The sequence below is a fragment of the Streptomyces sp. NPDC021093 genome, from assembly GCF_044333135.1.
Taxonomy (GTDB): domain Bacteria; phylum Actinomycetota; class Actinomycetes; order Streptomycetales; family Streptomycetaceae; genus Streptomyces.
Genome location: NZ_JBIRQJ010000007.1, coordinates 1 through 12119, shown reverse-complemented (window position 1 = coordinate 12119; position 12119 = coordinate 1). Strand labels below are relative to the sequence as shown.

Genomic DNA, 12119 nt, shown 5'->3' with positions numbered 1-12119 from the left:
CGCCTGAGCTGGAGGAATCTGGCAGGCGGCGCGCGAAACCAGTCCGCTGGTTGATCCGTGAGGGGAGCGGAAGAGCTGTGAGCGATAGCCCGCAAGACAGGCTGCCCGGGCCAAAGGTCACCTTCGGTGAGGCCCTGCGGGACGCACGTGAGCTGCGCCTGCCTCACAAGTGGACGCAGGGAGACGTGGCGAAGGCCGCGCGCACCTCGAAGTCGACGATCTCGCGGCTGGAGCGGAATGTGCCGCCCATCCCCGTGCACCTTCCCAAGGTCCTCGACGAACTCTTCGGCACGGACGGCCGGTTCCAACGGCTTTACGAGGAGAGCCGGTCCGGCGGATTCCCCGCCCGCTACCAGCGGGCAATGGAATTGGAGGCGCAGGCCGTGGTGATCGACGAATACGCGGGGCACGTGGTGCCGGGGCTGTTCCAGACGCCCGACTACGCGTACGCGCTGATTCGGAAGGGCAAGCCCAGGGCGAGCGAGACGGAGGTGCGGGCCACTGTGACCCTCCGCATGCGCCGACAGGCGATCCTCTCGCTGCCGAGCCCGCCGGACCTGTCCGTGATCCTCGACGAAGCGGTGGTCCGGCGGCCCGTGGGGGGCCTGCTAGTCATGCGGAACCAGTACGCAACCCTGCTTCGGGCTGCGAAGCAGCCCCACATCACAGTGCAGGTACTGGAATTCGCACACGGTGAACATGTGCTGCTGGGTGGGATGTTGACCCTGTTCACGCTGAGAGGCGGATCCCAGATCGCATACGAGGAGGGCAATACCATCGCAGGCCTGGAGGAGGAAATGGGCGCCGTGCGCCGACACCGCCTGGCCTACGATTCACTACGCGGCGACGCGCTGTCTGCGAGGGACTCGCGCGACATGATCAGAACCATGATGGAGGCTCTGCCCAATGAGTGACCACCGGCCGGTGTGGATCAAGTCGTCCTACAGCAACCCCGACGGCGGCAGCTGCGTCGAGTGGTCGCCCAGTACGCCGGGCGCTGTCCCCGTGCGCGACAGCAAGGTCCCGTGCGGCCCGGTGCTCGCCTTTCCGCCCACTGCCTGGGACTTCTTTGTGGCGGCAGTCAAGGCCGACGGTTTCGGCTGCTTCTGAGCGATGGTTCCCTCGCCGCCGGTTCCTGTACGAAAGTGCCGGGCCGCAGTAGCGTCTGGCGAATGCCGTGCAGCGCCGACCAACTGAGGGTAGAAGTAGGACAGTTGGAATCCGCTCTCGATCGTGGAGCCTGGCTGCCCAGCTCTGCTGAGCGGATCTTTGCCGCCAAGATTGTGGAGGAACTGGCCGTGCGGCCTCTGTGCGGAGCGGTCTCCCACGGTTTGGTTGAGACGAGCCGTGAGCTGGTGTCCGAGGAGGAAGCGCGCCTCGTGCCCGTTGCGATCTCCTGCGCCAAATTCTTCGCGGAATCTGGAAGGGCGGCCGTCTCGGAAGCAGGGCGGCAGCTGCGCGAGGCGTTCGTGTGCTTGTTGCGGAAGGTCGTCGACGAACCGGAATCAGGTGCGGGTGTCCGTGTGTCCGGGTGACTGCTGAGCTCGTCCGTTTCCGCCCGCTGTGGCGCCGCGAGGATGGCGCGTCGGAATGATGTCTCACTGAGACGTGTAAGTGAGACATTATTCCGACGCCCACCCTGCCGCTACGGCCGCGTCATGCTCAACACGTCCAGTGCCGCGTCCAGTTGGGCCTCCGTGAGGTCGCCGCGTTCGACGTAGCCGCCCTCGATGACGACCTCGCGGATCGTCTTGCGCTCGGCGACCGACTTCTTGGCGACCTTGGCCGCCTCCTCGTAGCCGATGTACTTGTTGAGCGGGGTGACGACCGAGGGGGAGGACTCCGCGTACTCCAGGGCGCGTTCGCGGTTGGCGGTGATGCCGTCGATGGTGCGGTCGGCCAGCAGGCGGGTGGAGTTGGCGAGCAGGCGGACCGACTCCAGCAGGTTCTTGGCGATGACGGGGAGCATGACGTTCAGCTCGAAGTTGCCTGCCGCGCCCGCGACGGCGACCGTCGTGTCGTTGCCGGTGACTTGTGCCGCGACCATCAATACCGCTTCCGGGACCACCGGGTTGACCTTGCCCGGCATGATCGACGAGCCCGGCTGGAGGTCGGGGAGGTTGATTTCGGCCAGACCGGTGCGCGGGCCGCTGGCCATCCAGCGGAGGTCGTTGGCGATCTTGGTGAGGGAGACGGCGATCGTACGGAGCTGGCCGGAGGTCTCCACCAGGCCGTCCCGGGCGCCCTGGGCCTCGAAGTGGTCGCGGGCTTCCGTGAGGGGGAGGCCGGTGGCGCGGGCGACCTCGGCGATGACGGCGGCGGAGAAGCCGGGCGGGGTGTTGATGCCGGTACCGACCGCCGTGCCGCCCAGGGGGAGTTCGGCGAGGCGGGGGAGGGAGGAGCGGAGGCGCTCGATCCCGTACCTGACCTGCGCCGCGTAGCCGCCGAACTCCTGACCGAGGGTGACCGGGGTCGCGTCCATGAGATGGGTGCGGCCGGACTTCACGACGTCCGAGAATTCGGTGGATTTGCGTTCCAGGGCGGCTGCCAGGTGGTCGAGGGCCGGGATCAGGTCGGTCGTCACCGCCGCCGTCGCCGCGATGTGGATCGAGGACGGGAACACGTCGTTGGAGGACTGGGAGGCGTTGACGTGGTCGTTGGGGTGGACCGATCCGCCCGAGTCCCCAGAGCCTCCAGAGCCCTCCGCGCCCGCGAGCCGCTCCGTCGCCAGGGTCGCGACGACCTCGTTCATGTTCATGTTGGAGGACGTGCCCGAGCCGGTCTGGAAGACGTCCACCGGGAAGTGCTCGTCCCAGTCGCCGCGGGCGACCTCCTCGGCCGCGTCGGCGATCGCCCTCGCGACGTCCTTGTCCAGGACGCCCAGTTCGGCGTTGACCTTCGCCGCTGCCGCCTTGATGCGTGCCAGTGCCTCGATGTGGGCCCGCTCCAGGCGCTGGCCGGAGATCGGGAAGTTCTCCACGGCCCGCTGCGTCTGCGCACGCCACTTGGCGTGGGCGGGAACCCGTACCTCGCCCATGGAGTCGTGCTCGATCCGGTATTCGTCAGTCGTCATCGTTGCCATACCTCCTGTGGAAGTTGAGCGGTTGTCTTGTTCTGGGTATTCCCATCTCGGCTACCGGCCAGTAAATACCTCGGGTAACAACCAACCGGGGAGGCGCAATGGCGCGCACCAGGCACAGATTCCGCAGCACCCTCGCCGTGACCGCCGCACTCGCGGCAGCCGTCGGCTCCATGACGGCCACGGCCACCGGCGCAGCCACCGCCGCGGCGGCCCCGAACGACGCGCGGGCCGCCGCGTCCACCCCCCTGCCGCCCGAGCTGGAAGCGATCCGGGCGGCCGAGGCCACCAAGCTGTACGGGTCGCCGGCCGAGCGGCCGATGGGCGAGCGCAAGACCGGGCTCATCTCGCTCGGCGACAGTGAGATCTCGGGGGAGGGCACGGGGACGTACGAGGCGCCGACCAACGGGCCGACCAACTGGTGCCACCGTTCGCCCGACGCCGCCATCCACAAGACCTCGGTCCCCGCCGACGTGACGTACAACGTCTCCTGCTCGGGCGGCTACACCGGAAACATCAAGATCGGCGGCAGCAAGCAGTACGCCGACGAGCTCGTGCAGAGCGACAGCCTCGCCATCAAGGCGCGCAACACGAAGATCAAGATGGTGGTGCTGGTCGCCGGTGCCAACGACGACCTTCAGTTCGGTCCTGTCATGACCGACTGCGTGACCCGGTACCTGACGCTGCAGGGGCCGTGCGAGTCCAAGTACGCGGGCGGCTGGCAGGCCCGGGTGGACGGTCTCGTGCCCAAGGTCGAGCAGGCGATCCGCGACCTGCGGACGACCATGACGGGGGCCGGGTACGCCGACTCCGACTACAAGCTCGTCGTCATGGGCTACCCGAGTCCGATCGGGCCCGACTTCAAGGACAACCCCGACTTCCCCGGCAAGCTCGCCTGCGGCGGCCTCGGCTACGACTCCGACACCGCCTGGGGCCGCAACGTCGCCGTCCCCGCCTTCGAGCGCGGCATGCGCAGGGCGGCGGCCTCGACCGGCGCCACGTACCTCGACAACTCCCGTCTCTTCCACGGCCACGAGGTCTGCTCGGAGAGCACCTGGGCGCGCGGGCTGTACATCGACCTCTCCAAGCCGGGCCCCCCGGACGAGAACTCGGTCCGGCAGTCCTTCCACCCCAACATCAGCGGCCACGCCGCCTTCGCGTCCTGCCTGTCGCAGATCTACAACTCCGGTCTGCGTGAGGCGAGTTGTGCCGACCCGGCGTCCACGGGCAGGCCGGTGCTGACCCCGGGCGCCTGGGACGACGCGTACAAGCCGCTCAAGAACGCCTCCACCGGTACGTGCGTCGACGCGCCCGGCTCCGTCACCCGCAACGGGACCGCCGTCGGCGGCTGGGACTGCCACGGCGGCCGCAACCAGGGCTGGTGGTACGACGGCGCGACCAAGTCGCTGCGTACCGAACTGAGCCACGACCGGTGCCTGGACGTGCCCGGCGCCAAGTACGAGCCGGGGGCCGGCCTGGTGCTGTGGAACTGCTCGGGCGCCGCCAACCAGCAGTTCGTACGGCAGGGGGCCACGCTGCGTCCGGCCGCCTCGACCGGGCTGTGCGTCACTCTGTCGGCGGCCAAGGACCCGCTGAAACTGCGGGCGTGCGACGGCTCGGCGAGCCAGCAGTTCGCGTAACCCTTACGTTCGGAGCATGATCCCAGCACTCTCCGTGACCGTCGCGGCACTGGCCGCGACACTCGTTCCGACGGCGCAGACTCCGACGGCGCAGACTCCGGCTCCGGCGTCCTCCCCGGCCCCCATCGGGGAGGACGCCGAGTCGGTACGTGCGTACTGGACCGCCGACCGGATGCGGGAGGCGGTCGCCGCCACCGGCGCCCGGGACCGGGCGGTCCGGGGCCAGGAGGTCCGGGGCCAGGACGGGGTGGTCCCGAGCGACGAACCTCCCGGCGGCGTCCCCTGGGACGGCGACCCCGGCGACGTCGCGCACGTCGGACGCCTCTTCATGGTGCTGCCCGGCGGTCAGAAGGCCACCTGCACGGCGGCCGTCGTCACCGCCGCCAACCGCGACGTCGTCTCCACCGCGGGCCACTGCGTACACCTGAAGGCGGTGGGAGGGGCGATGAAGTCCCTCCTCTTCGTGCCCGGCTACGACGACGGCAGGACCCCCTACGGCAGCTACCCGTCCCGCTCCGTGGGCGTCTCGCCCGCGTGGACCGAACGCGAGGACCACGCCGCCGACTTCGCCTTCGTCACCCTCGGTACGGACGACCGGGGGCGGCACGTCCAGGACGTGGTCGGCTCCCTCCGCGCCGCCTTCCACGCGAAACCGAGCGGTGTGCGCACCGCGCTCGGCTACCCGTTCCTGTCCCCGTACGACGGCAAGGCGCTGCAGTACTGCGCGGGCAACGCCACCCCGGTCAAGGACGACCGCCTCGCCGGCGGCTCCCAGCTCAGGCCGTGCCGCATGACGAACGGGGCGAGCGGCGGGCCCTGGTACGCGCCGACCCTCCGCGGCGGGGCCGTCCAGGTCGCCGTCACCAGCGCCCGCCCGAAGGAGGCGGGCTTCAAGGACGCGGCATGGGGTGCGATGTTCAACGGGACCGCCGAGGCGCTGTTCAAGGCCCAGGAGGCGCTTACCTCGAAGTAATCACCCACTAATTGGTGGGTACTTGATCGCCTTCCTCGCCGGGTGGAGGCTGGAGCCCTACCCACTTCCCAGGGGTTCCGCCCCGGGAGCCCTACCCGGCGAGAGAGGAGGGCGAGTCGTCCAGCTCCTTCAACATCTGCAACCGCTTCCTGCCCCACTCTCCCAAAGGCCCCAGCGCCCTGTTGAGTTCCTGGCCGAACTCCGTCAGTGAGTACTCGACGCGCGGTATCGCCGTGTCCTCGAACACCTCGCGGTGCACCACCAAGTCGGCCTCCAGCTCGCGCAGTTGCTGAGTGAGGACCTTCTCGCTGATCCCGGGCAGCTCCCGCCGGGTCGCGCCGAAGCGGCGCGGCCGCTCGTGCAGCGCCCACAGGATGAGCACCTTCCACTTGCCGTCGACGACGTCTATCGCCGCGTCCAGACCGCATTGATACGGCTGATTCTTCAACTCCGCACACCCGTCTCTCGTTTCCGCATGCCCTCACACACACCAACGCATGGAGTCCCTCATGAGTGCCCCCACCGCCCACGCGCCCGTTTCCGTCAAGCGGCCCGTCACCGTCCTCGGACTCGGCCCGATGGGCCAGGCCCTCGCCGGGGCGTTCCTCGCGGCGGGTCACCCCACCACCGTGTGGAACCGCACGGCATCCCGTGCTGATTCCCTCGTCGCGGAGGGAGCGGTGCTCGCGGGCACTCCCACCGAGGCCGTGCAAGCCGCCGACCTGGTCGTCGTCTGCGTCCTCAACTACGACGCCGCCCTGGACATCTTCGGGAAGGCGGGCGACGCGCTGAAGGGCCGCACGGTCGTCAACCTGACCGCCGACACCCCGGCCCGCGCCCGCGAGGCCGCCGCCTGGGCGGACGAGCACGGCGTCACGTACCTCGACGGCGCCATCATGACCCCCACCCCCACCATCGGCACCCCGCACGCCGTCTTCCTCTACAGCGGCCCCGAGGACGCCTACGAGGCGCACCGCGACAGCCTCGACTCCCTTGCGGGCACCGCCTCCTACCTCGGCGCGGACCCGTCCCGCGCGGCCTCCCACGACGTCGCCCTCCTCGACCTCTGGTGGACCTCGGTGAGCGGCCTCGTGCACAGCTTCGCGCTGGCCCGCTCCCAGGGCGTCGCCGCCACCGACCTGGCCCCCTTCGCCAAGAACATCGGCAACCTGCTCACCTCGTTCGTCGACGAACTGGCCGTGGAGGCCGACGCGGGCGAGTACCCCGGCACGGTGAGCAACCTTGCCTCGACCGCGACGGCCCTGGCCCACATCGCCCACGCCTCGGAGGAAGCCGGTCTGGACGCCTCCGTGCTCCGTGCCGCCCAGGCCGTCGCGGACCGCGCGGTCGCCGAAGGGCACGGACAGGAGAACGTACTCGGCATGCTCGACACCCTCGCGGGCCGCGGCTGAGACGCACCGCTGTCCCGGCCCCCCGGCCCCCGGCCCCCCGGCCCCCGGCCCCCGTCACCCCTTCAGCCCGTCACCCCGCGAACACCATCACCGTGAAGCCGAAGAACAGCCCCACCAGCACCGGCCAGTACAGCAGCGTCGCCAGCATGTTGTCGCGCCACTCCAGCAGGCGGCGGTCGGTGTCCGTGCCGAGCAGGATGGCGTTCGCGAAGATGCCCATGATGACGATGTACTGGGAGATCGCCAGGTACTCCAGATACGTCAGCGACGTGTCTCCGGCGATCTCCCGGATCTGCTGCTGGTCCACCACCACGACCAGCAGCAGCGTCACCGCGAAGGAGATCGCCGTCCACGTCGAGAAGCCGAACCTGGGGTTCTTGCTGTCGTCCTTCGTGTAGACGAACAGCGCCAGGAACATCACCGCCGAGATGAAGAACGACTGGATCAGCCGCCCCATCATCGGCCCCGCCCACTCCCGCTCCATCCCGACGTTGAAGTACAGCTCGGGCGCCGACTTGAACGGCTTGTCCCAGTCCGTCAGCCCCTGCGTCATCGTGTAGTCGTGCGTCGCGAAGCTCCAGCCCGTGTAGTACGGGCTCCAGCCGGAGGTCACGGTGTCCTGGTCGAGGCCGATCCGGCCGTACTCCCAGGGCGGGTACGAGGCGAAGTCGGGCACCAGGATGTCGTTGGTGAAGGTGGCCCTCGACCACATGCGCAGCCAGACGTTCTGCTTGTCCAGCGGATAGTGCTGGTAGTTGAAGTTCTGCCGCAGCGTCACCTTGAAGTGCCAGCCCTTGAGGCGGCGCCCGTCGGTGCTCCTGGTGTCGTACATCTTCTCCATCTCGTCGTCCCCGCCGGTCGCCTCGGGGAAGACGACGCCCATGCTCGTCCCGGGGACGTCCGCGTCGTACCGCTGCCAGACGAACCCGCTCATCTCCACCTCCTCGGGGGAGGTGAACTTCGAGCTCTGGACGAAGACCCCGGTCGGGATCTTCCGGAGCTCCACCCCGGGCAGCTTCTTGGCGAGGAAGGCTGTGCTGTCCCGCTCCGACATCAGCGGAGTGCCGACGATGGTGTCGGTGACCCGGTCGTGCGAAACGATGTACCAGGTCACGCCGATGCCCGTGAGGAAGATCAGGGTCGCGGTGGCGGCCATCAGCGCGCACCGGCGGACGGTCAGCAGATACGGCTTGACCAGTGCGGCGGTACCGAACAGGCCCACCGCGCAGAGCGAGACCAGCAGCGGAGCCCAGCCGGCCCGCTCGGTGTGGCCGGGGCGGAAGCTTTCGCGGCCGAAGTAGAAGTACAGGCAGACGGCGGCGGCGACGGCGGACAGGGCGAGCAGGGCGTGGGTGGTACGGGCGGCGGTGCGGACCCAGCGGTGGGTGGGGCCGGGCGGGGGCGGCGGCTCGGAGGCGGGATCAATGGGATCCATGGGGCAAGCCTCGGACACGGAGTCACCCTCCGCGTGACGCATCGCGGAGGGTAACCCGAATGCCGTACGGGCGGGGCGGTGGCGAGCGTGTGCGGTCGGGCGGGGGCGTGCCGCAGTGGGGGGGGGCCGCCCCCTTGCCCACCCGTCCCGCCCCCGGGGGGCGGCCCCGCTGCCCAAGGAGGCGGCGGGGGTCGGCGGCGTCAGCCGCCCACGGGGGCAGGCATTTAGGGGCGCGGGGAACTGCGCGACCAGCCACGACGTACCCGCACGACGACCACTCGCCCGGCGGCCAGCCACGACGCACCCGCACGTAGACCACCCGCCCCCCCCGCGTCCCCCTGGAAGGGGGGCTGGACGTCGGGCCTAGACCAGGCCCGGTCCCCGGACCGGGATGTGGGTGAGGAGGGGCGGGGCCGCCGGAGCCGTGAAGAAGTCGTTGCCCTTGTCGTCGACGACGACGAACGCGGGGAAGTCCTCGACCTCGATCTTCCAGACCGCCTCCATGCCGAGCTCCTCGTACTCGACGACCTCGACCTTCTTGATGCAGTCCTGCGCGAGCCGGGCCGCCGGGCCGCCGATCGAGCCCAGGTAGAAGCCGCCGTGCGAGCCGCACGCGTCCGTGACCTGCTTGGAGCGGTTGCCCTTGGCCAGCATGACCTTGGAGCCGCCCGCCGCCTGGAACTGCTCGACGTAGGAGTCCATCCGTCCGGCGGTGGTCGGGCCGAAGGAGCCCGAGGCGTAGCCCTCGGGGGTCTTCGCCGGGCCCGCGTAGTACACCGGGTGGTCCTTCAGGTACTGCGGCATCTCCTCGCCCGCGTCGAGCCGCTCCTTGATCTTCGCGTGCGCGATGTCACGGGCGACGACCAGCGGGCCGGTGAGCGAGAGCCGGGTCTTGACCGGGTACTTGGTGAGCTCGGCGAGGATCTCGTCCATCGGCCGGTTGAGGTCGATGCGTACGACATCCTCGTCCGCGCCGGAGTCCAGGTGCTCGTCCGTCGTGTCCGGCAGGAAGCGTGCCGGGTCCTTCTCCAGCTCCTCCAGGAAGACGCCCTCGGCCGTGATCTTCGCGGTCGCCTGGCGGTCCGCCGAGCAGGACACCGCGATGGCCACCGGCAGCGACGCACCGTGGCGCGGGAGGCGCACCACGCGCACGTCGTGGCAGAAGTACTTGCCGCCGAACTGCGCGCCGATCCCGATCTTCTGCGTCAGCTCGAAGACCTTCTGCTCCAGCTCCTGGTCCCGGAAGCCGTGCCCGGTCGGCGAGCCCTCGGACGGCAGCTCGTCCAGGTAGTGGGCGGAGGCGTACTTCGCGGTCTTCAGCGCGAACTCGGCGCTCGTACCGCCGACCACGATCGCCAGGTGGTACGGCGGGCAGGCCGCCGTACCCAGCGAGCGGATCTTCTCCTCCAGGAACTTCATCATGGAGTCCTCGTTGAGGACCGCCTTGGTCTCCTGGTAGAGGAAGGACTTGTTGGCCGAGCCGCCGCCCTTCGCCATGAAGAGGAACTTGTAGGCGCCGCCGTCGGTCGCGTACAGCTCGATCTGGGCGGGGAGGTTGGAGCCGGTGTTCTTCTCGTCCCACATGGTCAGCGGGGCCATCTGCGAGTACCGCAGGTTGAGCTTGGTGTACGCGTCGAAGATGCCGTGGGACAGGGCTTCCTCGTCCCCGCCCTCCGTCAGTACGTTCTGCCCGCGCTTGCCCATCACGATCGCGGTGCCGGTGTCCTGGCACATGGGGAGCACGCCCGCGGCCGCGATGTTCGCGTTCTTCAGGAGGTCCAGGGCCACGAACTTGTCGTTGCCGGACGCCTCCGGGTCGTCGATGATGCGCCGCAGCTGCGCCAGGTGGGCGGGGCGCAGGTAGTGCGAGATGTCGTGCATCGCCTCGGCGGCGAGCTTGCGCAGCGCCTCGGGCTCGACCTTGAGGAACGTACGCCCGTCGGCCTCGAAGGTGGAGACACCCTCGGCGGTCACCAGCCGGTACGGCGTGGTGTCCTCTCCCAGCGGCAGCAGATCGGAGTACGCAAACTCTGGCATTTCGGCCGTTCCTCACTAGGCGGGCAGACAGCGTCGTCGTACCTCCATTGGCACGGCGCGCCCACCAGCGTAGAACGGTCGCCCGTCCCCGCGTCAGTGAGGTAAGGCTCAGTCGCCGCCGCTGCGACTTCGCATCCGCCCCCTGTCGCGATCTATCGCGTTTCGGTACGGTGGTCGGGTGGACCTCGAAAAGAAGCCTCAGCCGTCCCTTCAGAAGCCGCCGGCCCCGGTGGCGCAGCAGACCTCGCTCCGCGCCTCCGACGCGGACCGCGACCGGGCCGCGGACATTCTGCGGGAGGCCGTGGCCGAGGGCCGGCTGGACGCCGAGGAGCACGGCGAGCGCATCGACGCCGTCTACCGCGCCAAGACCCAGGCCGAGCTGGAGCCCCTGGTGAGCGACCTGCCGGTGCCCGGCGGCAGCGGCCACCGGGCCCCGGGACCCGCGCCGTCGACGGCGTACGACCCGTACGCGAGCGGCCAGGGCGCCCAGGCGGAGGACAGCCTCGTCGCCGTCTTCAGCAGTGCCACCCGCAAGGGGCGTTGGCGCATCGCCCCGCGCACCAAGGCCTTCGCGCTCTTCGGGGCGATCGAGATCGACCTGACGGAGGCCCTCTTCGCGCAGCGGCTCACCACGATCAACGCGACCTCCGTCTTCGGCAGCGTCGAGATCCGCGTCCCGGAGAACATCACCCTGCGCGGCAACGGCAACGGGATCTTCGGCAACTTCGAGGTCAGCACCCTGGAGGCGACCGACCCCGAGGCCCCCGTCGTGGTCGTCAACGGTTTCTCGGTGTTCGGCAGCATCGAGGCGAAGCCCAAGCGCGGCAAGCTCATCGCGGACCTGCACGACCGCCTGCGCAAACACCTCGGACACTGACGCGCCGGGGGGTCGGAATACGGGCCTCCGGAGCACCAACGCGCCCTGTGCGTACTGGACATGGTTCGAAACCCTGTGCATAGGCGTCGGCACAGCGGGTAGGGACTGCGCATCGTCGCTCGCTCGCGAAGCCGTCGTCAGGAGTAGACCGTGCTGCAACCGCCGCATCAGTCCTTGCAGGTCGCCCCCGTGCCCGCGCAGCGTGCGCCGGTACCGGTCCGTGATCAGCGGGACCAGGCCGGCCCATGGCACACGGAGGCGGTGTGCCGCCGGGACGAAGCCGGGCTGTTCTTCGCCCCGTCGAAGGAACCGACCGCCTCCCGGCTCTCCCGCGAGGAGGCCGCGAAGCGGGTCTGCGCCCGCTGTCCCGTGATGATCGCGTGCCGCGAGCACGCCCTGCTGCAGCCCGAGCCGTACGGCGTCTGGGGCGGCCTCACCGCCGCCGAGCGCCGGGTGGTCCTGGCCAGGCGGCGCAGGCGCGAGATGGAACTGAAGGCGGCACCGGGAGCGGGGGACCAGCGCATAGCGGGCTGAGCCCGCACCGCGTGGGTACGACCGAGGGGTGGGGGCCCCGCGCCCGGGGGGGCCCCCCCCCCGGGGCGGGGGGGGGGGGGGGGGGGGGGCGCGGGGGGGGCGGCCGGGGGGGGGGGGGGGGGGGGGGGGGGC

General features: G+C 69.9%; 12 protein-coding genes. 8 read left to right on the top strand and 4 right to left on the bottom strand.

Annotated elements, in window-relative coordinates; translation table 11 throughout:
• Nucleotides 1-77: 77 nt before the first annotated feature.
• From ACH4SP_RS22020 to ACH4SP_RS22010, 3 genes are all read left to right on the top strand, one after another.
• Nucleotides 78-914 (top strand): helix-turn-helix domain-containing protein, encoded by an 837-nt coding sequence (locus ACH4SP_RS22020; protein ID WP_398417238.1) that lies wholly within the window; start codon nucleotides 78-80, stop codon nucleotides 912-914.
• The gene (locus ACH4SP_RS22015) at nucleotides 907-1110 is read left to right on the top strand and encodes a DUF397 domain-containing protein (RefSeq protein ID WP_398417237.1); all 204 of its coding nucleotides are present in this window, start codon (nucleotides 907-909) and stop codon (nucleotides 1108-1110) included. Before ACH4SP_RS22020 ends, ACH4SP_RS22015 begins: the two co-directional genes overlap by 8 nt.
• Before the next feature lie 104 nt (nucleotides 1111-1214).
• A complete protein-coding gene (locus tag ACH4SP_RS22010; protein WP_398417236.1) occupies nucleotides 1215-1535 on the top strand; it encodes a hypothetical protein in 321 nt (106 codons plus the stop codon).
• 110 nt (nucleotides 1536-1645) lie between these two features.
• Here the strand turns inward: ACH4SP_RS22010 and ACH4SP_RS22005 are convergent, their stop codons facing one another.
• On the bottom strand, nucleotides 1646-3073 hold the full coding sequence (locus ACH4SP_RS22005) for a class II fumarate hydratase (RefSeq protein WP_398417235.1): 1428 nt from the start codon (nucleotides 3071-3073) through the stop codon (nucleotides 1646-1648).
• Nucleotides 3074-3180: 107 nt separating this feature from the next.
• Here ACH4SP_RS22005 and ACH4SP_RS22000 point away from each other — a divergent pair, with 107 nt between their 5' ends.
• Both ACH4SP_RS22000 and ACH4SP_RS21995 read left to right on the top strand, forming a co-directional pair.
• On the top strand, nucleotides 3181-4719 hold the full coding sequence (locus ACH4SP_RS22000; RefSeq protein ID WP_398417234.1) for a ricin-type beta-trefoil lectin domain protein: 1539 nt from the start codon (nucleotides 3181-3183) through the stop codon (nucleotides 4717-4719).
• Between the two features lie 16 nt (nucleotides 4720-4735).
• Complete coding sequence (locus ACH4SP_RS21995; RefSeq protein WP_398417233.1) at nucleotides 4736-5692, top strand: trypsin-like serine peptidase; 957 nt, start codon at nucleotides 4736-4738, stop codon at nucleotides 5690-5692.
• A gap of 91 nt (nucleotides 5693-5783) precedes the next feature.
• On the opposite strand, the gene ACH4SP_RS21990 is transcribed toward ACH4SP_RS21995, so the two are convergent.
• Entirely contained in the window at nucleotides 5784-6140 is a 357-nt protein-coding gene (locus ACH4SP_RS21990; protein WP_398417232.1) for a winged helix-turn-helix transcriptional regulator, read from the bottom strand.
• 61 nt (nucleotides 6141-6201) lie between these two features.
• Between ACH4SP_RS21990 and ACH4SP_RS21985 the strand changes: the two genes are divergently transcribed.
• Nucleotides 6202-7104, top strand: coding sequence for an NAD(P)-dependent oxidoreductase (locus ACH4SP_RS21985; protein ID WP_398417231.1), 903 nt, complete (start codon nucleotides 6202-6204; stop codon nucleotides 7102-7104).
• 70 nt (nucleotides 7105-7174) lie between these two features.
• On the opposite strand, the gene ACH4SP_RS21980 is transcribed toward ACH4SP_RS21985, so the two are convergent.
• Nucleotides 7175-8539: a hypothetical protein gene (locus tag ACH4SP_RS21980; protein WP_398417230.1), complete on the bottom strand. Its 1365-nt coding sequence runs from the start codon at nucleotides 8537-8539 to the stop codon at nucleotides 7175-7177.
• 363 nt (nucleotides 8540-8902) lie between these two features.
• Nucleotides 8903-10576, bottom strand: a complete 1674-nt coding sequence (locus tag ACH4SP_RS21975) for a fumarate hydratase (protein WP_398417229.1) — start codon at nucleotides 10574-10576, stop codon at nucleotides 8903-8905.
• Between the two features lie 178 nt (nucleotides 10577-10754).
• Between ACH4SP_RS21975 and ACH4SP_RS21970 the strand changes: the two genes are divergently transcribed.
• Both ACH4SP_RS21970 and ACH4SP_RS21965 read left to right on the top strand, forming a co-directional pair.
• On the top strand, nucleotides 10755-11453 hold the full coding sequence (locus tag ACH4SP_RS21970; protein ID WP_398417228.1) for a DUF1707 domain-containing protein: 699 nt from the start codon (nucleotides 10755-10757) through the stop codon (nucleotides 11451-11453).
• Nucleotides 11454-11603: 150 nt separating this feature from the next.
• The gene (locus tag ACH4SP_RS21965; protein WP_398417227.1) at nucleotides 11604-11987 is read left to right on the top strand and encodes a WhiB family transcriptional regulator; all 384 of its coding nucleotides are present in this window, start codon (nucleotides 11604-11606) and stop codon (nucleotides 11985-11987) included.
• Nucleotides 11988-12119 lie beyond the last annotated feature (132 nt).